Source organism: Pseudocitrobacter vendiensis (genome assembly GCF_943590815.1).
Classification (GTDB): Bacteria; Pseudomonadota; Gammaproteobacteria; order Enterobacterales; family Enterobacteriaceae; genus Pseudocitrobacter; species Pseudocitrobacter vendiensis.
Genome location: NZ_CALSBS010000041.1, coordinates 1 through 14994, shown reverse-complemented (window position 1 = coordinate 14994; position 14994 = coordinate 1). Strand labels below are relative to the sequence as shown.

Annotated in this window: 30 protein-coding genes; 1 reads left to right on the top strand and 29 read right to left on the bottom strand. The window is 50.2% G+C overall.

From position 1 onward, the window contains the following. Positions 1-16 precede the first annotated feature (16 nt). The 27 genes from NMC31_RS24010 to rpsJ all read right to left on the bottom strand — a co-directional run bounded on the left by NMC31_RS24010 (position 17) and on the right by rpsJ (position 13239). Complete coding sequence (locus NMC31_RS24010; RefSeq protein ID WP_015962747.1) at positions 17-1006, bottom strand: DNA-directed RNA polymerase subunit alpha; 990 nt, start codon at positions 1004-1006, stop codon at positions 17-19. A 25-nt stretch (positions 1007-1031) separates the two neighbouring features. Beyond that, a complete protein-coding gene (rpsD, locus tag NMC31_RS24005) occupies positions 1032-1652 on the bottom strand; it encodes a 30S ribosomal protein S4 (protein WP_002919224.1) in 621 nt (206 codons plus the stop codon). A 33-nt stretch (positions 1653-1685) separates the two neighbouring features. Next, positions 1686-2075 carry a 30S ribosomal protein S11 gene (gene rpsK / locus NMC31_RS24000; protein WP_002919257.1) on the bottom strand — a complete coding sequence of 130 codons (390 nt, stop codon included), beginning with the start codon at positions 2073-2075 and terminating at the stop codon, positions 1686-1688. 16 nt (positions 2076-2091) lie between these two features. Then, positions 2092-2448: a 30S ribosomal protein S13 gene (gene rpsM, locus NMC31_RS23995; protein ID WP_149464956.1), complete on the bottom strand. Its 357-nt coding sequence runs from the start codon at positions 2446-2448 to the stop codon at positions 2092-2094. A gap of 146 nt (positions 2449-2594) precedes the next feature. Next, positions 2595-2711, bottom strand: coding sequence for a 50S ribosomal protein L36 (gene rpmJ, locus NMC31_RS23990; RefSeq protein ID WP_000868187.1), 117 nt, complete (start codon positions 2709-2711; stop codon positions 2595-2597). 31 nt (positions 2712-2742) lie between these two features. Next, the gene (gene secY, locus NMC31_RS23985; RefSeq protein ID WP_015962746.1) at positions 2743-4074 is read right to left on the bottom strand and encodes a preprotein translocase subunit SecY; all 1332 of its coding nucleotides are present in this window, start codon (positions 4072-4074) and stop codon (positions 2743-2745) included. Between the two features lie 7 nt (positions 4075-4081). Next, positions 4082-4516: a 50S ribosomal protein L15 gene (gene rplO, locus NMC31_RS23980; protein WP_015962745.1), complete on the bottom strand. Its 435-nt coding sequence runs from the start codon at positions 4514-4516 to the stop codon at positions 4082-4084. Between the two features lie 3 nt (positions 4517-4519). Further along, a complete protein-coding gene (gene rpmD, locus NMC31_RS23975; protein WP_001140434.1) occupies positions 4520-4699 on the bottom strand; it encodes a 50S ribosomal protein L30 in 180 nt (59 codons plus the stop codon). A 3-nt stretch (positions 4700-4702) separates the two neighbouring features. Then, positions 4703-5206, bottom strand: a complete 504-nt coding sequence (gene rpsE / locus NMC31_RS23970) for a 30S ribosomal protein S5 (protein WP_015962744.1) — start codon at positions 5204-5206, stop codon at positions 4703-4705. 14 nt (positions 5207-5220) lie between these two features. Continuing rightward, on the bottom strand, positions 5221-5574 hold the full coding sequence (gene rplR, locus NMC31_RS23965; RefSeq protein WP_000358960.1) for a 50S ribosomal protein L18: 354 nt from the start codon (positions 5572-5574) through the stop codon (positions 5221-5223). A 9-nt stretch (positions 5575-5583) separates the two neighbouring features. Then, positions 5584-6117, bottom strand: coding sequence for a 50S ribosomal protein L6 (gene rplF, locus NMC31_RS23960; RefSeq protein WP_012135817.1), 534 nt, complete (start codon positions 6115-6117; stop codon positions 5584-5586). A gap of 12 nt (positions 6118-6129) precedes the next feature. Next, entirely contained in the window at positions 6130-6522 is a 393-nt protein-coding gene (gene rpsH / locus NMC31_RS23955) for a 30S ribosomal protein S8 (RefSeq protein ID WP_003031127.1), read from the bottom strand. Between the two features lie 30 nt (positions 6523-6552). Further along, complete coding sequence (gene rpsN, locus NMC31_RS23950) at positions 6553-6858, bottom strand: 30S ribosomal protein S14 (RefSeq protein WP_003863291.1); 306 nt, start codon at positions 6856-6858, stop codon at positions 6553-6555. Between the two features lie 10 nt (positions 6859-6868). Continuing rightward, entirely contained in the window at positions 6869-7408 is a 540-nt protein-coding gene (gene rplE, locus NMC31_RS23945) for a 50S ribosomal protein L5 (RefSeq protein WP_007702494.1), read from the bottom strand. A 14-nt stretch (positions 7409-7422) separates the two neighbouring features. Beyond that, positions 7423-7737 (bottom strand): 50S ribosomal protein L24, encoded by a 315-nt coding sequence (gene rplX, locus NMC31_RS23940; protein ID WP_015962742.1) that lies wholly within the window; start codon positions 7735-7737, stop codon positions 7423-7425. A 10-nt stretch (positions 7738-7747) separates the two neighbouring features. Next, positions 7748-8119: a 50S ribosomal protein L14 gene (rplN, locus tag NMC31_RS23935; protein ID WP_000613954.1), complete on the bottom strand. Its 372-nt coding sequence runs from the start codon at positions 8117-8119 to the stop codon at positions 7748-7750. 166 nt (positions 8120-8285) lie between these two features. Next, positions 8286-8540 (bottom strand): 30S ribosomal protein S17, encoded by a 255-nt coding sequence (gene rpsQ / locus NMC31_RS23930; RefSeq protein ID WP_002438707.1) that lies wholly within the window; start codon positions 8538-8540, stop codon positions 8286-8288. Then, the gene (gene rpmC / locus NMC31_RS23925; protein ID WP_108477147.1) at positions 8540-8731 is read right to left on the bottom strand and encodes a 50S ribosomal protein L29; all 192 of its coding nucleotides are present in this window, start codon (positions 8729-8731) and stop codon (positions 8540-8542) included. The genes rpsQ and rpmC overlap by 1 nt, the downstream gene beginning before the upstream one ends. Then, complete coding sequence (gene rplP, locus NMC31_RS23920; protein ID WP_002919759.1) at positions 8731-9141, bottom strand: 50S ribosomal protein L16; 411 nt, start codon at positions 9139-9141, stop codon at positions 8731-8733. The genes rpmC and rplP overlap by 1 nt, the downstream gene beginning before the upstream one ends. A 12-nt stretch (positions 9142-9153) precedes the next feature. After that, the gene (gene rpsC / locus NMC31_RS23915; protein ID WP_006817277.1) at positions 9154-9852 is read right to left on the bottom strand and encodes a 30S ribosomal protein S3; all 699 of its coding nucleotides are present in this window, start codon (positions 9850-9852) and stop codon (positions 9154-9156) included. A 17-nt stretch (positions 9853-9869) separates the two neighbouring features. Next, on the bottom strand, positions 9870-10202 hold the full coding sequence (rplV, locus tag NMC31_RS23910; RefSeq protein WP_002919773.1) for a 50S ribosomal protein L22: 333 nt from the start codon (positions 10200-10202) through the stop codon (positions 9870-9872). 14 nt (positions 10203-10216) lie between these two features. Further along, positions 10217-10495, bottom strand: coding sequence for a 30S ribosomal protein S19 (gene rpsS, locus NMC31_RS23905; RefSeq protein WP_001138117.1), 279 nt, complete (start codon positions 10493-10495; stop codon positions 10217-10219). A 16-nt stretch (positions 10496-10511) separates the two neighbouring features. Then, positions 10512-11333, bottom strand: a complete 822-nt coding sequence (rplB, locus tag NMC31_RS23900) for a 50S ribosomal protein L2 (RefSeq protein ID WP_015962739.1) — start codon at positions 11331-11333, stop codon at positions 10512-10514. Between the two features lie 17 nt (positions 11334-11350). Beyond that, a complete protein-coding gene (rplW, locus tag NMC31_RS23895; RefSeq protein ID WP_000617546.1) occupies positions 11351-11653 on the bottom strand; it encodes a 50S ribosomal protein L23 in 303 nt (100 codons plus the stop codon). Beyond that, on the bottom strand, positions 11650-12255 hold the full coding sequence (gene rplD / locus NMC31_RS23890; RefSeq protein ID WP_000424395.1) for a 50S ribosomal protein L4: 606 nt from the start codon (positions 12253-12255) through the stop codon (positions 11650-11652). The genes rplW and rplD overlap by 4 nt, the downstream gene beginning before the upstream one ends. Positions 12256-12265: 10 nt before the next feature. Continuing rightward, positions 12266-12895, bottom strand: coding sequence for a 50S ribosomal protein L3 (gene rplC / locus NMC31_RS23885; protein ID WP_015962738.1), 630 nt, complete (start codon positions 12893-12895; stop codon positions 12266-12268). A gap of 32 nt (positions 12896-12927) precedes the next feature. Beyond that, entirely contained in the window at positions 12928-13239 is a 312-nt protein-coding gene (rpsJ, locus tag NMC31_RS23880) for a 30S ribosomal protein S10 (RefSeq protein WP_001181005.1), read from the bottom strand. Positions 13240-13615: 376 nt separating this feature from the next. Here rpsJ and NMC31_RS23875 point away from each other — a divergent pair, with 376 nt between their 5' ends. After that, on the top strand, positions 13616-14080 hold the full coding sequence (locus tag NMC31_RS23875) for a prepilin peptidase (RefSeq protein ID WP_253899300.1): 465 nt from the start codon (positions 13616-13618) through the stop codon (positions 14078-14080). On the opposite strand, the gene bfr is transcribed toward NMC31_RS23875, so the two are convergent. Together bfr and bfd are read right to left on the bottom strand one after the other, a co-directional pair. Continuing rightward, a complete protein-coding gene (bfr, locus tag NMC31_RS23870; protein WP_253899299.1) occupies positions 14077-14553 on the bottom strand; it encodes a bacterioferritin in 477 nt (158 codons plus the stop codon). The two genes, NMC31_RS23875 and bfr, sit on opposite strands and share 4 nt — an antisense overlap. Before the next feature lie 71 nt (positions 14554-14624). After that, complete coding sequence (gene bfd / locus NMC31_RS23865; RefSeq protein WP_015962735.1) at positions 14625-14819, bottom strand: bacterioferritin-associated ferredoxin; 195 nt, start codon at positions 14817-14819, stop codon at positions 14625-14627. Positions 14820-14994: the final 175 nt, after the last annotated feature.

Sequence of the window (14994 nt, the reverse complement as noted above, 5' to 3'; positions counted from 1 at the left end):
TTAACCTGTGATCCGGTTACTCGTCAGCAATGCTTGCCGGTGGCCAGTTTTCCAGGCGCATGCCCAGAGAAAGTCCACGGGAGGCCAGCACGTCTTTAATCTCGGTAAGAGATTTTTTACCCAGGTTAGGCGTCTTAAGAAGCTCAACCTCGGTACGCTGTACCAGATCACCGATATAGTGGATAGCTTCTGCCTTAAGGCAGTTAGCAGAGCGGACAGTCAATTCCAGATCGTCAACAGGGCGCAGCAGGATCGGATCGAATTCTGGTTTCTCTTCTTTAACTTCTGGCTGACGTACATCACGTAAGTCGACAAAAGCTTCCAGTTGTTCTGCCAGGATGGTTGCCGCACGACGAATCGCCTCTTCAGGATCGATTGTGCCGTTGGTTTCCATTTCGATGACCAGCTTGTCCAGGTCGGTACGCTGTTCTACACGCGCTGCTTCAACATTGTAGGCAATACGCTCTACAGGGCTGTAGCAGGCGTCGACCAACAGACGGCCGATCGGGCGCTCATCTTCTTCCGAATGAATTCGGGAAGAAGCCGGCACATAACCGCGACCGCGCTGAACTTTGATACGCATGCTAATAGCTGCGTTTTCATCGGTCAGGTGGCAGATCACGTGCTGCGGCTTGACGATTTCGACATCACCGTCGTGGGTGATATCGGCTGCGGTCACAGGGCCAATGCCAGATTTATTCAAGGTAAGAATAACTTCATCTTTACCCTGAACTCTCACCGCCAGCCCTTTCAGGTTGAGCAGGATTTCCAGGATGTCTTCCTGAACGCCTTCTTTGGTGCTGTACTCATGAAGTACACCATCAATCTCAACCTCGGTCACCGCGCAACCCGGCATCGATGAGAGCAGAATACGGCGCAGTGCGTTACCCAGAGTATGGCCAAAGCCACGCTCTAAAGGCTCAAGGGTCACCTTGGCGTGCGTCGAACTCACTTGCTCGATATCTACCAGGCGCGGTTTTAGAAACTCTGTCACAGAACCCTGCATTGTGTCCTCTCTTTGGTACTAAGCTTTACTTGGAGTAAAGCTCGACGATCAGGTGTTCGTTAATGTCCGCAGACAGATCAGAACGCTCAGGCTGACGCTTGAACGTGCCTTCCATCTTGCCAGCATCAACTTCCAGCCAGGTTGGCTTTTCACGCTGTTCAGCCAGCTCAAGAGCGGCTTTCACGCGAGATTGCTTTTTCGCTTTCTCACGGATGCTAACAACGTCATTCGCTTTAACCTGATAAGAAGCGATGTTAACAACACGACCGTTTACCATGATTGCTTTATGGCTAACCAGCTGGCGTGCTTCAGCACGAGTGGCGCCGAAGCCCATACGGTATACAACGTTGTCCAGACGACCTTCCAGCAGAGCCAACAGGTTTTCACCGGTGTTGCCTTTCAGACGTGCTGCTTCTTTGTAGTAGTTACGGAATTGACGCTCCAGCACACCGTACATACGGCGAACTTTTTGCTTCTCACGCAACTGCACACCATAATCAGACAGACGCGGTTTACGCGCACCGTGCTGGCCAGGAGCTTGTTCAATTTTACACTTGGTATCGATCGCGCGAACGCCAGACTTAAGGAATAAGTCGGTGCCCTCACGACGGCTCAGCTTGAGCTTAGGACCCAAATATCTTGCCATTTTCTTTCTCCAACTAACCTGGAAAACGTAGCGTTATACGCGACGTTTTTTCGGCGGACGACAACCGTTATGAGGGATCGGAGTCACATCAGTAATATTAGTGATGCGGAAACCAGCGGCGTTCAGAGCACGAATAGTAGATTCGCGACCCGGACCCGGACCTTTGACCATAACTTCCAGATTCTTGATGCCGTATTCTTTTACGGCTTCTGCGCAACGCTCTGCCGCAACCTGAGCTGCGAACGGAGTGGATTTGCGAGAACCACGGAAACCGGAACCACCGGCTGTTGCCCAACCCAGCGCATTACCCTGACGATCGGTAATAGTCACGATGGTGTTGTTGAAAGAAGCATGGATATGAGCCACGCCGTCAGAGACTTGTTTTCTTACACGTTTACGTGCACGAATTGGTGCCTTTGCCATTATTCAATCACCCCGATTATTTCTTGATCGGTTTGCGCGGACCCTTACGGGTACGTGCGTTGGTCTTGGTACGCTGACCGCGAACCGGGAGACCACGACGATGACGCAAACCGCGATAGCAACCAAGATCCATCAGGCGCTTGATGCTCATGCTGATTTCACGGCGCAGATCACCTTCAACGACAAATTTGGCAACTTCGTCACGCAGCGTGTCGATTTGTTCTTCAGACAGCTCACTGATCTTAACATTTTCAGCGATGCCCGCCGCAGCTAAAATAGCTTTGGAACGGGTTTTGCCGACACCGAAGATCGAAGTTAATGCGATCACGGCGTGTTTTTGATCAGGAATGTTAATGCCTGCTATACGGGCCACTATGCACTCCTACTATTTAATATGTACGCACCATGCTGAAAAGCCCGTTTTCAGGATACTCAAATGGAAACGTACAGACATACAAAAGATTGGCTGGCTAATCTAGCCAGCTCAACCCAACTTTGCAAGAAAAATATGCGAATAAATCAGCCTTGGCGCTGTTTATGCTTCGGCTCGGCACTGCAAATCACACGGATGACACCATCACGCTTAACGATTTTGCAGTTACGGCATAATTTCTTGACGGAAGCACGAACTTTCATTTTTACTCTCCGTAACTTCTCGGGCGACCAATTATCGGCCGTAGCCTTTCAGGTTCGCCTTCTTCAATGCAGACTCGTACTGACTTGACATCATCAGAGTTTGCACTTGAGCCATAAAGTCCATAATCACGACAACAACGATAAGCAGTGAGGTCCCACCGAAGTAGAACGGTACTTTCATTGCATCACGCATGAACTCCGGGATCAGGCAGATAAAGGTAATATACAACGCACCAACCAGGGTCAGGCGGGTCATTACTTTATCGATATACTTCGCCGTTTGCTCTCCCGGACGAATTCCTGGTACAAATGCACCGGACTTCTTCAGGTTATCTGCTGTTTCACGCGGGTTGAAAACCAACGCCGTGTAGAAGAAACAGAAGAAGATGATCGCAGACGCATAGAGTAACACATAAAGTGGTTGCCCAGGCTGCAAATACAGCGAAATTGTTGTCAGCCAGTTCCAACCAGTCCCACCCCCGAACCATGACGCGATGGTTGCCGGGAACAGAATAATACTGGAAGCGAAGATTGCCGGGATTACCCCTGCCATATTCACTTTCAGCGGTAAATGTGTGCTCTGTGCAGCATAGACACGACGACCTTGCTGACGTTTCGCGTAGTTTACCACAATGCGGCGTTGACCACGCTCAACAAATACAACAAAGAACGTCACTGCAAATACTAATACTGCAACCAACAGCAACAGGAGGAAGTGCAGGTCGCCTTGACGCGCTTGCTCGATAGTATGGGCAATGGCTGGCGGGAGTCCCGCAACGATACCAGCGAAGATAATGATTGAGATACCGTTACCGATACCGCGCTCAGTAATCTGTTCGCCGAGCCACATCAGGAACATGGTCCCTGTAACCAGACTTACAACAGCGGTGAAATAGAATGCAAAGCCTGGGTTAATTACCAGGCCCTGCATACCAGGCATATTCGGCAGACCGGTAGCAATACCGATCGACTGGAATATTGCCAGCACCAGAGTACCGTAGCGGGTGTACTGGCTGATCTTACGACGACCAGACTCCCCTTCTTTCTTAATTTCTGCCAACGTTGGGTGAACCACCGTCAGTAGCTGGATAATGATCGACGCCGAAATATACGGCATGATCCCCAGAGCAAAGATAGAAGCACGGCTGAGAGCACCACCAGAGAACATGTTAAACATCTCAATGATGGTGCCTCGCTGTTGCTCAAGCAGTTTGGCAAGTACAGCGGCATCAATACCAGGGATCGGAATAAAAGAGCCAATACGGAACACAATAAGCGCACCGATTACAAACAGCAGTCTGCGTTTCAGCTCGCCTAAGCCACCTTTGGCACTTTGAAAATCTAATCCCGGTTGTTTAGCCATCTGCTACTTATTCCTCGATTTTACCGCCAGCAGCTTCGATAGCAGCACGAGCGCCTTTAGTAACACGCAGGCCACGAACAGTTACCGGAGTAGTGACTTCACCAGCCAGGATCACTTTCGCGAACTCGATCTGGATACCGATAATGTTAGCTGCTTTCAGCGTGTTCAGGTCTACAACACCGCCTTCCACTTTCGCCAGGTCAGACAGACGGATTTCCGCTGTAATCGCTGCTTTGCGAGAAGTGAAGCCGAATTTCGGCAGACGACGGTACAGAGGCATCTGACCACCCTCGAAACCACGACGTACGCCACCGCCAGAACGAGACTTCTGACCTTTGTGACCACGACCGCCGGTTTTACCGAGGCCAGAACCGATACCACGACCCAGACGGCGACCCGCCTTTTTAGAGCCTTCGGCCGGAGACAGAGTATTTAAACGCATCTCTTACTCCTCAACTTTAACCATGAAGGAAACCGCGTTGACCATACCACGAACAGCAGGAGTATCCTCGCGTTCTACGGTGTGACCAATACGACGCAGACCCAGGCCAAGCAGCGTTGCCTTGTGTTTCGGCAGACGACCGATTGCACTGCGGGTTTGAGTAATTTTAATAGTCTTTGCCATGGTTTATTTCCCCAGAATTTCTTCAACGGATTTACCACGCTTGGCAGCGACCATTTCCGGAGATTTCATATTTTCCAGACCATCGATAGTTGCACGAACCACGTTAATCGGGTTAGTGGAACCATACGCTTTAGCCAGAACGTTACGAACTCCAGCGACTTCCAGAACGGCGCGCATTGCACCACCGGCGATGATACCGGTACCTTCGGAAGCCGGCTGCATGAATACACGAGAACCCGTGTGAGTACCCTTAACTGGGTGCTGCAGGGTGCCGGTATTCAGCGCGACGTTAATCATATTGCGACGGGCTTTTTCCATCGCTTTCTGGATCGCTGCTGGAACTTCACGCGCTTTACCGTAACCAAAACCTACGCGACCGTTACCATCGCCTACTACAGTCAGAGCTGTGAAGGAGAAAATACGACCACCTTTAACGGTTTTAGATACGCGGTTTACCGCGATCAGCTTTTCCTGCAGTTCGCCAGCTTGTTTTTCGATGTGAGCCATCTTACACCTCTACCTTAGAACTGAAGGCCAGCTTCACGGGCAGCATCTGCCAGTGCCTGGACACGACCATGATATTGGAACCCGGAACGGTCAAAGGATACATCTTTGATGCCTTTTTCCAGAGCGCGTTCAGCAACAGCTTTACCCACAGCTGCAGCCGCGTCTTTGTTACCGGTGTACTTCAGTTGTTCAGCGATAGCTTTTTCTACAGTAGAAGCAGCTACCAGAACTTCGGAACCGTTCGGTGCAATTACCTGTGCGTAAATATGACGCGGGGTACGATGTACCACCAGGCGAGTTGCGCCCAGCTCCTGGAGCTTGCGGCGTGCGCGGGTCGCACGACGGATACGAGCAGATTTCTTATCCATAGTGTTACCTTACTTCTTCTTAGCCTCTTTGGTACGCACGACTTCGTCGGCGTAACGAACACCCTTGCCTTTATAAGGCTCAGGACGACGGTAGGCGCGCAGATCCGCTGCAACCTGACCGATCACCTGCTTATCAGCGCCTTTCAGCACGATTTCAGTTTGAGTCGGACATTCTGCAGTGATACCCGCAGGCAGCTGATGGTCAACCGGGTGAGAGAAACCTAAAGACAGGTTTACTACATTCCCTTTAACCGCTGCACGATAACCTACACCAACCAGCTGTAGCTTCTTAGTGAAGCCTTCGGTAACACCGATAACCATTGAGTTCAGCAGGGCACGCGCGGTACCAGCCTGAGCCCATCCGTCTACGTAACCATCACGCGGACCGAAGGTCAGTGCATTATCTGCATGTTTAACTTCAACAGCATCGTTGAGAGTACGAGTCAGCTCGCCGTTTTTACCTTTGATCGTAATAACCTGACCGTTGATTTTTACATCAACGCCGGCAGGAACAACGACCGGTGCTTTAGCAACACGAGACATTTTTTCCTCCGATTAGGCTACGTAGCAGATAATTTCGCCACCAAGACCAGCCTGGCGCGCTGCACGATCAGTCATAACACCTTTAGAGGTAGAAACAACTGCGATACCCATGCCGGCCATAACTTTCGGCAGCTCATCTTTACGTTTGTAGATGCGCAGACCTGGGCGGCTGACACGCTGAATGCTTTCTACAACAGCTTTACCCTGGAAATACTTGAGAGTAAGTTCCAGTTCCGGCTTGGTGTCGCCTTCAACTTTAAAATCTTCAATAAAACCTTCTTCCTTCAGCACGTTGGCAATTGCCACTTTCAGCTTGGAGGAAGGCATGGTGACCGCAGCTTTGTTCGCGGCCTGACCGTTACGGATACGGGTCAGCATATCCGCGATCGGATCTTGCATGCTCATCTGTCTTTACTCCCGTGATTCAATTGGTAATTACCAGCTAGCCTTTTTCAAGCCTGGTACTTCACCGCGCATAGCGGCTTCACGAAGCTTAATACGGCTCAACCCGAACTTGCCCACATAACCATGTGGACGACCTGTTTGACGGCAGCGGTTACGCTGACGAGACGGGCTGGAATCACGCGGCAGACTCTGCAGCTTCAGAACAGCGTTCCAACGATCTTCATCGGAAGCGTTCACATCAGAGATGATAGCTTTCAGTTCAGCGCGTTTCGCGAAGAATTTATCAGCTAAAGCTACGCGCTTTACTTCGCGTGCTTTCATTGATTGCTTAGCCATTCAGTAACCCTTACTTGCGGAACGGGAAGTCAAAGGCAGCCAGCAGAGCACGGCCTTCTTCGTCAGATTTCGCAGTAGTGGTAATGGTAATATCCAAACCACGCACGCGGTCGACTTTATCGTAGTCGATTTCTGGGAAGATGATCTGCTCACGGACACCCATGCTGTAGTTACCACGGCCATCGAATGACTTAGCGGACAGGCCACGGAAGTCACGGATACGCGGTACAGCAATAGTGATCAGGCGCTCAAAGAACTCCCACATGCGTTCGCCACGCAGAGTTACTTTACAGCCGATCGGATAGCCCTGACGGATTTTGAAGCCTGCAACTGATTTGCGTGCTTTGGTGATCAGCGGTTTTTGACCGGAGATTGCTGCCAGGTCAGCTGCTGCGTTATCCAGCAGTTTCTTGTCAGCGATCGCTTCACCAACACCCATGTTCAGGGTGATCTTCTCGACCCGAGGGACTTGCATGACAGAATTGTAGTTAAACTCAGTCATGAGTTTGTTAACTACTTCGTCTTTGTAGTAATCATGCAGTTTCGCCATCGTACTACTCCAAATTACTTGATAGTTTCGCTGTTAGACTTGAAGAATCGGACTTTTTTGCCGTCTTCGAATCTAAAGCCTACACGGTCGGCCTTGCCGGTTGCCGCATTGAAGATTGCAATGTTAGAGATCTGAATAGCTGCTTCTTTCTCAACAATGCCGCCTGGTTGGTTCAGGGCCGGAACCGGCTTCTGATGTTTTTTAACCAGGTTGATACCTTCAACAATGACCTTGCCGGAAGACAGGACATTTTTTACTTTACCGCGTTTACCTTTATCTTTACCGGTTAACACGATAACTTCGTCATCACGACGGATCTTCGCTGCCATGATTCGCTCCTTAGAGTACTTCTGGTGCCAGAGAGATAATTTTCATGAACTTCTCGTTACGAAGTTCACGAGTTACCGGCCCAAAAATACGCGTACCGATAGGCTGCTCGCTGTTATTGTTTAAAATAACGCATGCATTACCATCGAAGCGAATGACAGAACCGTCCGGGCGACGAACACCCTTCTTGGTGCGCACCACTACCGCCTTCAGCACATCACCTTTTTTGACCTTACCACGCGGAATTGCTTCCTTGATGGTGATCTTGATGATGTCGCCTACGCCTGCGTAGCGACGGTGCGAGCCACCCAGAACCTTGATACACATTACGCGACGTGCACCGGAGTTGTCGGCGACGTTCAGCATAGTCTGTTCTTGGATCATTTTAGTGCTCCGCTAATGTCAACTACTACTGAGACCCGAAAATCAGGCCATTAAAAAGCCCCATATATCGAGGGCGCGGCATTATAACACCACTCTCAAGATATGGGTAGAAAAAATAAACGGCTCATCGCTGAGCCGTTTATTCGTATCGAGAACGAGTACTGTATTACAGAACCGCTTTCTCTACAACGCGAACCAGCGTCCAGGACTTAGTCTTGGACAGCGGACGGCATTCACGGATTTCAACCTTGTCGCCGATACCGCATTCGTTGTTCTCGTCATGTACGTGCAGTTTGGTCGTACGCTTAATGAATTTACCGTAGATCGGGTGTTTCACAAAACGTTCGATAGCAACAACAATGGATTTCTCCATTTTATCGCTAACAACGCGACCTTGCAGAGTACGGATTTTATCGGTCATTACGCACCCGCCTTCTCAGTCAGTAAAGTCTTAACACGTGCAACATCACGACGCACTTGCTTCAGCAGATGAGTCTGTTGCAGCTGGCCACTTGCAGCCTGCATGCGCAGGTTGAACTGCTCACGCAGCAAGTTCAGCAGCTCAGCGTTCAGATCTTCAACGCTTTTTTCACGCAGCTCTTTTGCTTTCATTACATCACCGTCTTAGTTACAAAGGTGGTTTTGATCGGCAGTTTCGCGGCTGCGAGGCCGAATGCTTCACGGGCCAGCTCTTCCGGTACACCGTCCATTTCATACAGGACTTTGCCCGGCTGAATCAAGGCAACCCAATACTCCACGTTACCTTTACCTTTACCCATACGAACTTCAAGAGGCTTCTCGGTAATCGGTTTGTCCGGGAATACACGGATCCAGATTTTACCTTGACGCTTCACTGCACGGGTCATAGCACGACGTGCTGCTTCGATCTGACGTGCAGTCAGACGACCACGGCCAACAGCTTTCAGACCGAAAGTGCCGAAGCTAACATCCGTACCCTGCGCCAGACCGCGGTTACGGCCTTTGTGCACTTTACGGAATTTTGTACGCTTTGGTTGTAACATCAGCGACGCTCCTTATTTACGGCCTTTACGCTGCTGCTTTTTAGGTTGAGCAGCCGGTTCCGGTTGTTCAACAGCAGCCATACCACCCAGGATCTCACCTTTGAAGATCCATACCTTAACGCCGATTACACCGTAAGTGGTGTGCGCTTCAGAGGTGTTGTAGTCGATGTCAGCACGCAGAGTGTGCAGCGGTACGCGACCTTCGCGGTACCATTCGGTACGTGCGATTTCCGCGCCGCCCAGACGGCCGCTAACTTCAACTTTAATACCTTTAGCGCCCAGACGCATTGCGTTCTGTACAGCACGCTTCATAGCACGACGGAACATAACACGACGTTCCAGCTGAGAAGTGATGCTGTCAGCAACCAATTTAGCGTCCAGTTCAGGCTTACGAACTTCGGCGATATTGATCTGAGCAGGAACGCCAGCGATATCCGCTACGACCTTGCGCAGTTTTTCTACGTCTTCGCCTTTCTTACCGATAACGATACCCGGGCGAGCAGTGTGAATGGTTACACGGATGCTCTTAGCCGGACGCTCGATAACGATACGAGATACGGACGCTTTTGCCAGTTCCTTCGTCAGGTACTGACGTACTTTAAAATCGCTGTCCAGGTTGTCAGCGAATTCTTTGGTGTTCGCGAACCAGGTAGAGTTCCATGGTTTGACAATACCCAGGCGAATACCATTAGGATGTACTTTCTGACCCATTGCTAGTCTCCAGAGTCTCAGCGATCGGACACAACCACAGTAATGTGGCTGGTGCGCTTCAGGATGCGATCTGCACGACCTTTTGCACGCGGCATAATGCGCTTCATGCTCGGGCCTTCGTCTACGAAAATTTTCGCAACTTTCAGATCGTCAATGTCAGCGCCATCGTTGTGTTCAGCGTTAGCAATGGCAGATTCCAGTACTTTCTTGACCAGTACAGCCGCTTTCTTATTGGTGTAGGTCAGAATATCCAGGGCCTGCGACACTTTCTTACCGCGAATCAGGTCAGCAACAAGGCGAACCTTCTGAGCAGAAGAACGAGCATGGCGATGTTGAGCTAAAGTTTCCATCTCTTCCTCCTACCTTATTTCTTCTTCGCTTTTTTATCAGCAGCATGGCCGCGATAAGTACGAGTCGGTGCGAATTCACCCAGTTTGTGACCAACCATTTCGTCGGTTACAAAGACTGGAACGTGCTGACGACCATTATGGACAGCGATGGTCAAACCGATCATGTTAGGAAAGATCGTTGAACGACGGGACCAAGTGCGCAGGGGCTTCTTGTCTCCGCTTTCCACCGCTTTCTCTACCTTCTTCAGCAAGTGCAGGTCAATAAAAGGACCTTTCTTGAGAGAACGTGGCATGGCTTATCCTCTAAAATTATTTGCTACGGCGACGTACGATGAATTTATCAGTACGCTTGTTGCTGCGGGTCTTCTTACCTTTGGTCTGCAGGCCCCACGGGGATACCGGGTGCTTACCAAAGTTACGACCTTCACCACCACCATGTGGGTGATCGACTGGGTTCATCGCAGTACCGCGAACGGTAGGACGAACACCACGCCAGCGTGCAGCACCTGCTTTACCCAGAACGCGCAGCATATGCTCAGCATTGCCAACTTCGCCCAGAGTTGCACGGCAGTCTGCTTCGACTTTACGCATTTCACCAGAACGCAGACGCAGGGTGACATAAGCACCATCGCGAGCAACGATCTGAACGTAAGTACCAGCGGAACGTGCCAGCTGACCGCCTTTACCTGGTTTCATTTCTACGTTATGAACGGTAGAACCAACCGGGATATTGCGCATCGGCAGGGTGTTACCTGCTTTGATTGCAGCATCAACGCCAGACTGAATCTGGTCGCCAGCTTTCAGGCCTTTAGGGGCCAGGATGTAACGGCGTTCGCCGTCTTTGTACAGAACCAGCGCGATGTTCGCGGAGCGGTTCGGATCGTACTCAAGACGTTCAACTGTTGCCGGGATACCGTCTTTGTTGCGTTTGAAGTCAACAATACGATAAGCCTGCTTATGGCCACCACCGATGTGACGAGTGGTGATACGGCCATTGTTGTTACGACCACCGGATTTGCTGTTTTTTTCCAGCAACGGAGCAAAAGGTTTGCCCTTGTGCAGCTCAGGGTTAACCACTTTAACTACGTGGCGACGACCCGGAGATGTCGGTTTACATTTAACAACTGCCATTGTATTACTCCTCCGACTTACTCAGCGCCGCCAACGAAGTCCAGATTCTGGCCTTCTTTCAGGGTGACGTAAGCTTTTTTCCAGTCGCTACGACGACCGATACGCTGTCCGTGACGTTTAACTTTCCCTTTAACGACCAGGGTGTTAACGACTTCGACTTCGACTTCAAACAGTTTCTGCACAGCAGCTTTGATTTCTGCTTTGGTCGCGTCTTTAGCAACTTTGAGAACGATGGTGTTAGTTTTTTCCATCGCAGTAGACGCTTTTTCAGAAACGTGCGGTGCGCGCAGCACCTTCAGCAGACGTTCTTCACGAATCATGCCAGCATCTCCTCAACTTGCTTAACAGCATCAGCAGTCATTACGACTTTGTCGAAGGCGATCAGGCTAACCGGGTCGATACCCGTTGCATCGCGAACGTCAACCTTGTGCAGGTTACGTGCTGCGAGGAACAGATTTTCGTCCAGCTCACCGGTGATGATCAGCACATCTTCCAGAGCCATGTCTTTCAGTTTCTGTGCCAGCAGCTTAGTTTTAGGCGCTTCTACAGAGAACTTCTCGACAACGATCAGACGATCCTGACGTACCAGTTCGGACAGAATGCTTTTCAGCGCGCCGCGGTACATCTTTTTGTTAACTTTTTGACTGTGGTCCTGCGGACGAGCAGCGAAGGTCACGCCACCGGAACGCCAGATCGGGCTCTTGATAGAACCTGAACGCGCACGGCCGGTACCTTTCTGGCGCCATGGTTTTTTACCAGAACCAGTTACTTCAGCACGAGTCTTCTGAGCACGAGTACCCTGACGAGCACCAGCTGCATAAGCAACAACAACCTGGTGAACCAGCGCTTCGTTGAAATCACGACCGAAGGTAGTTTCGGAAACAGTCAGCGCGCTCTGCGCGTCTTTCAATACTAATTCCATTGCTATCCCCTTACGCCTTCACAGCTGGTTTAACGATCAGGTCGCTACCGGTTGCACCCGGGACCGCACCTTTCACCAGCAGCAGGTTGCGCTCAGCGTCAACACGTACTACGTCCAGGCTCTGAACAGTTACACGTTCGTTACCCAGCTGACCTGCCATTTTCTTGCCTTTGAACACTTTGCCCGGAGTCTGGTTCTGACCGATAGAACCCGGAACGCGGTGAGACAAGGAGTTACCGTGAGTAGCGTCCTGGGTACGGAAGTTCCAGCGCTTAACGGTACCAGCAAAACCTTTACCTTTAGAGGTACCGGTTACGTCAACTTTTTTAACTTCAGCAAACAGTTCGACGCTGATGTTCTGACCAACGGTGAATTCTTCACCCTCTGCCAGACGGAACTCCCACAGGCCGCGGCCAGCTTCTACGCCAGCTTTAGCGAAATGGCCAGCTTCCGGCTTGGTTACACGGTTTGCTTTTTTAGCACCGGTGGTAACCTGAATAGCACGATAGCCATCGTTAGCCAGGTCTTTAACCTGAGTAACACGGTTTGCTTCAACTTCGATTACGGTTACTGGGATAGAGACGCCATCTTCAGTGAAGATGCGGGTCATACCCACTTTTTTACCGACTAAACCAATCATTGTATCAACCTCTCAATCGCTCGATGACCTGATTAACCCAGGCTGATCTGCACGTCTACACCGGCAGCCAGGTCCAGACGCATCAGAGCATCAACGGTTTTCTCGGTTGGCTCAACGATGTCAACCAGACGCTTGTGAGTGCGAATTTCGTACTGATCGCGCGCGTCTTTGTTAACGTGCGGAGAGATCAGAACGGTAAAGCGCTCTTTGCGGGTCGGCAGCGGGATCGGACCGCGAACCTGCGCACCAGTGCGCTTGGCAGTCTCGACGATTTCCGCGGTTGATTGATCGATCAGACGATGATCAAACGCTTTAAGGCGGATACGGATTCTTTGGTTCTGCATGAGACCAGAGCTCCAATTATTTTATAGACGAAATGATTACTCCTCAAACCCATTACGATTGATGGGAGAGTGTAACCGTTCTTACGTAGCTCCCCGATTGGGAGCATTGTTGATGACCCAAAAGCGCCATCTGGTTCAGATCGAACCGCTGTCAATATTAGACAAGCCCGCGCATTATACGCAAATACCAGCGCGAAGCAAGGGGTGTTTAGAAATTAGTCATGATAATTTGCGGTGCCGGGCGCACGCCTCGCGGTAATAAATGTCATCACCTGAAAAATACCGGAAAGCGTCTCGCAGCGTGAGAATTTGCCTTTTGCGCTTACGTTCTACCCTGGCCAAACTCGTTGTCCTGAACAACTTACCGGAGTCGAGTATGGCTTATGCGCCCCTGCCCTTCTTTATTTTCTATACGCTCTTCACGCTGAAGCTTAGCTGGCATGACTGGCGTACCGGCCTGTTGCCTGACAAACTGACCTGCCCGCTCTTGTGGGGAGGTGTGTTGTATCATCTGTGCCTTTTCCCAGACCAATTATCTGTATCGTTGTGGGGTGCCATCGGTGGATACGGTGCGTTCGCGCTGATTTACTGGGGATATCGGGGCGTGCGCCACCGGGAAGGATTAGGCTACGGTGATGTGAAATTGCTTGCTGCGTTGGGCGCATGGCATGGCTGGCAGGTGCTTCCAGTATTGATACTCACGGCCTCGTTGCTGGCCCTGCTGTTTACTGGACTGTCAGCGTTCAAGTTGCGTAAATGGCAGGCAATAAAAAACCCGCTGCCATTTGGCCCATTTCTGGCCGCAGCGGGTTTCATCATATTCGGGCTTAGGGTGTTTTAGTCTTCGACTTTGATTTGCGACTGCAGATAATTTTGCAGGCCAATCTTGCCAATCAGGTCAAGTTCGGTTTCCAGCCAGTCGATATGATGCTCTTCTTCACTGAGGATATTGATAAGCATATCGCGGCTCACATAGTCGTGAACGCTGTCGGCATACGCAATGGCTTCGCGCAGATCTTTCGCGCCGTCCAGCTCAAGGCGGAGATCCGATTGCAGCATCTCTTCCACATCTTCGCCAATTTGCAGTTTGCCCAGATCCTGGAGATTCGGTATCCCTTCGAGAAATAAAATACGCTCGATATATTTATCTGCGTGCTTCATCTCATCAATTGATTCGTGATACTCGATATCGTTGAGGCGCATCAGGCCCCAGTTTTTGAACATTCTCGCATGGAGAAAGTATTGATTGATTGCGACAAGCTCATTTCCCAATAATTTATTGAGATAATTTATAACCTTAACATCACCTTTCATTATGTAGTCCCTCCGCTTCCACTTATTGAAGCGTAGATCGGGCTACAGGGATGTCAAAAAAAGAATCAGGCTCAGGCGATTTCCTGATATTCAGGCATCTGGGTTAATTCGTCTTCCATCACTTCGCGGGCCGCACGTACGCACTTACCGCATTGATTTCCCACGGGTATAAATTTGCGTAATTGCTGGAAAGATTGAGGATGAAACTGGCGAACTACCTGGCGAATTTTTTTATCGCTTACACCGTTACACAAACAAACGTACATAATGACTCCCGCTTAATTTATGAACAGAGTGTAAATGAGAATAGTTATGATTACAATAGTAGATGACAAATGACGCAGCGGGTGCGCATTTTTAAATAAAAAATGAATGCTGGAATAATAGACAGCAAAAAGGGCGCCGAAGCGCCCTTTTTAAGCTCAAAACTAATTAATTAAT

Excerpts from the sequence above, each read along its gene's own strand:
- rplE (WP_007702494.1), bottom strand. The coding sequence starts at position 7,408 with ATGGCGAAACTGCATGATTACTACAAAGACGAAGTAGTTAACAAACTC.
- rpsD (WP_002919224.1), bottom strand. The coding sequence starts at position 1,652 with ATGGCAAGATATTTGGGTCCTAAGCTCAAGCTGAGCCGTCGTGAGGGC.
- rpsN (WP_003863291.1), bottom strand. The coding sequence starts at position 6,858 with ATGGCTAAGCAATCAATGAAAGCACGCGAAGTAAAGCGCGTAGCTTTA.
- rpmD (WP_001140434.1), bottom strand. The coding sequence starts at position 4,699 with ATGGCAAAGACTATTAAAATTACTCAAACCCGCAGTGCAATCGGTCGT.
- rplV (WP_002919773.1), bottom strand. The coding sequence starts at position 10,202 with ATGGAAACTTTAGCTCAACATCGCCATGCTCGTTCTTCTGCTCAGAAG.
- rplB (WP_015962739.1), bottom strand. The coding sequence starts at position 11,333 with ATGGCAGTTGTTAAATGTAAACCGACATCTCCGGGTCGTCGCCACGTA.
- NMC31_RS23875 (WP_253899300.1), top strand. The coding sequence starts at position 13,616 with ATGGCTTATGCGCCCCTGCCCTTCTTTATTTTCTATACGCTCTTCACG.
- bfr (WP_253899299.1), bottom strand. The coding sequence starts at position 14,553 with ATGAAAGGTGATGTTAAGGTTATAAATTATCTCAATAAATTATTGGGA.
- rpsJ (WP_001181005.1), bottom strand. The coding sequence starts at position 13,239 with ATGCAGAACCAAAGAATCCGTATCCGCCTTAAAGCGTTTGATCATCGT.
- rplR (WP_000358960.1), bottom strand. The coding sequence starts at position 5,574 with ATGGATAAGAAATCTGCTCGTATCCGTCGTGCGACCCGCGCACGCCGC.
- rplX (WP_015962742.1), bottom strand. The coding sequence starts at position 7,737 with ATGGCAGCGAAGATCCGTCGTGATGACGAAGTTATCGTGTTAACCGGT.
- rpsK (WP_002919257.1), bottom strand. The coding sequence starts at position 2,075 with ATGGCAAAGGCACCAATTCGTGCACGTAAACGTGTAAGAAAACAAGTC.
- rplO (WP_015962745.1), bottom strand. The coding sequence starts at position 4,516 with ATGCGTTTAAATACTCTGTCTCCGGCCGAAGGCTCTAAAAAGGCGGGT.
- NMC31_RS24010 (WP_015962747.1), bottom strand. The coding sequence starts at position 1,006 with ATGCAGGGTTCTGTGACAGAGTTTCTAAAACCGCGCCTGGTAGATATC.
- secY (WP_015962746.1), bottom strand. The coding sequence starts at position 4,074 with ATGGCTAAACAACCGGGATTAGATTTTCAAAGTGCCAAAGGTGGCTTA.
- rplP (WP_002919759.1), bottom strand. The coding sequence starts at position 9,141 with ATGTTACAACCAAAGCGTACAAAATTCCGTAAAGTGCACAAAGGCCGT.
- rpsC (WP_006817277.1), bottom strand. The coding sequence starts at position 9,852 with ATGGGTCAGAAAGTACATCCTAATGGTATTCGCCTGGGTATTGTCAAA.
- rplN (WP_000613954.1), bottom strand. The coding sequence starts at position 8,119 with ATGATCCAAGAACAGACTATGCTGAACGTCGCCGACAACTCCGGTGCA.
- rpsQ (WP_002438707.1), bottom strand. The coding sequence starts at position 8,540 with ATGACCGATAAAATCCGTACTCTGCAAGGTCGCGTTGTTAGCGATAAA.
- rpmJ (WP_000868187.1), bottom strand. The coding sequence starts at position 2,711 with ATGAAAGTTCGTGCTTCCGTCAAGAAATTATGCCGTAACTGCAAAATC.
- rplW (WP_000617546.1), bottom strand. The coding sequence starts at position 11,653 with ATGATTCGTGAAGAACGTCTGCTGAAGGTGCTGCGCGCACCGCACGTT.
- rpsH (WP_003031127.1), bottom strand. The coding sequence starts at position 6,522 with ATGAGCATGCAAGATCCGATCGCGGATATGCTGACCCGTATCCGTAAC.
- rpsE (WP_015962744.1), bottom strand. The coding sequence starts at position 5,206 with ATGGCTCACATCGAAAAACAAGCTGGCGAACTGCAGGAAAAGCTGATC.
- rplC (WP_015962738.1), bottom strand. The coding sequence starts at position 12,895 with ATGATTGGTTTAGTCGGTAAAAAAGTGGGTATGACCCGCATCTTCACT.
- rpsS (WP_001138117.1), bottom strand. The coding sequence starts at position 10,495 with ATGCCACGTTCTCTCAAGAAAGGTCCTTTTATTGACCTGCACTTGCTG.
- bfd (WP_015962735.1), bottom strand. The coding sequence starts at position 14,819 with ATGTACGTTTGTTTGTGTAACGGTGTAAGCGATAAAAAAATTCGCCAG.
- rpmC (WP_108477147.1), bottom strand. The coding sequence starts at position 8,731 with ATGAAAGCAAAAGAGCTGCGTGAAAAAAGCGTTGAAGATCTGAACGCT.
- rplF (WP_012135817.1), bottom strand. The coding sequence starts at position 6,117 with ATGTCTCGTGTTGCTAAAGCACCGGTCGTTGTTCCTGCCGGCGTTGAT.
- rplD (WP_000424395.1), bottom strand. The coding sequence starts at position 12,255 with ATGGAATTAGTATTGAAAGACGCGCAGAGCGCGCTGACTGTTTCCGAA.